The organism is Turicibacter sp. GALT-G1 (genome assembly GCF_025594995.1).
Classification (GTDB): Bacteria; Bacillota_I; Bacilli_A; order MOL361; family Turicibacteraceae; genus Turicibacter; species Turicibacter bilis.
Genome location: NZ_JAMQUS010000096.1, coordinates 1 through 1,603, shown reverse-complemented (window position 1 = coordinate 1,603; position 1,603 = coordinate 1). Strand labels below are relative to the sequence as shown.

Below are 1,603 nucleotides of genomic sequence, written 5' to 3'. Positions count from 1 at the left end.
TCCCGTCTGGACCGCCATTTGAATAGTACTTAATTCTCCGTATGGAGTTTTTTTAATTTATATTGATATATGTCAGACTAGTAATAAGTACTAGTCTTTTTTTATTTATTGAGTATTCAAAACTTTAGAATATCTAATTCTATAGATAAGTACTCTTATTTTTCTGTGTATTTCTAGCTGGCACTATTTTGTCTCTATTTGCCTATTTTTCGAAAAAGTGTTATGATGAATAATATTGAGTCATGAATAGGAGGAATCATCAAATGAAAAAGCAAGCAGCATTAGAGTTAATCGACTTTTTATATGAAAGTCCGACTGCTTTTCATAGTGTTTTAAAAACAGAATCATATTTAACTGAACATGGTTATGTTGAATTAAAGGAAGCTGATCAATGGGCTTTAGAATCTAAAGGAAAATATTATGTAAAGAAAAATGATTCAGCATTAATTGCTTTTGAAATTGGAACTGGTGATGTCATCGAACATGGAGTTCGTATGATTGGTGCCCATACTGATTCACCTGGATTTAGAATTAAAGCAAAATCAGAAATGGTAATTGAAGGATCTTATTTAAAATTAAATACTGAAGGTTATGGTGGACCTCTTTTATATACATGGTTTGATCGTCCTTTAGGGTTAGCTGGTAAGGTAACATTAAAAGGGGAAACACCATTTAAACCAGTTACTAGATTAGTAAATATTAATAAGCCATTATTAATTATTCCAAGTTTAGCTATTCATATGAATCGTTCTGTAAATGAGGGATTTGAGGTTAATAAACAAAAGGATACTTTACCTTTATTAGGATTAGTAAATGAACATTTTGAAAAAGATAACTATTTAGTCAAATTATTAGCTAATGAGTTAGAAGTTGATTATAAAGAGATTATGGGGTTTGAATTAAGCCTATATGAATATGAAAAAGGATGCTTAGTAGGTGTAAATGAAGAGCTTATCTCATGTGGCGGTCTAGATGATATGTGGATGGTTTATGCTGGAGTTAAAGCATTAGTTGAAAGTAATGAAACTGCTGCAACGAAAATGATGATCTGTATGGATAATGAGGAAATTGGAAGCTTAACTGCACAAGGGGCTAACTCAAACTTCATTCCAAATATCATTGAACGAGTAACATTAGCGTTAGGAAAAGACCGTGAGGGAATGCATCGTACTTTAGCAAATTCAGTTATGATTTCAGCTGACTTAGCACATGCGGTTCATCCTAATGTATCTGAAAAACATGATCCGACACATCGTCCAGTATTAGGGAAAGGACCAGTACTTAAAATTGCTGCTTCTGGTTCATATAGTACAGATAGCCATTGTATGGCAATTTTTGAAGGATTATGTCAAACAGCCGAAGTACCATATCAAAAATTCTATAATCGTTCAGATGTACGTGGTGGAACAACAATTGGTCCAGTTACATCATCAATTTTAACGATTCCGGTTATGGATATGGGGGCTCCTTTACTTGGGATGCACTCAATTCGTGAATTAGCTTCAGTTGAAGATCACGATTTTACGGTTAAATTATTTACAACATTCTTTGGATTATAAAAAATACTCGACCTTTTGGTCGAGTATTTTTTTATGTGCGCCCG

The 1,603-nt window shown here is 32.9% G+C and carries 1 protein-coding gene; it reads left to right on the top strand.

All coding sequences use genetic code 11. The features are described from left to right. The first annotated feature begins 263 nt into the window (after positions 1 to 263). The gene (locus NEH74_RS13110; protein ID WP_055306065.1) at positions 264 to 1,559 is read left to right on the top strand and encodes a M18 family aminopeptidase; all 1,296 of its coding nucleotides are present in this window, start codon (positions 264 to 266) and stop codon (positions 1,557 to 1,559) included. Positions 1,560 to 1,603: the final 44 nt, after the last annotated feature.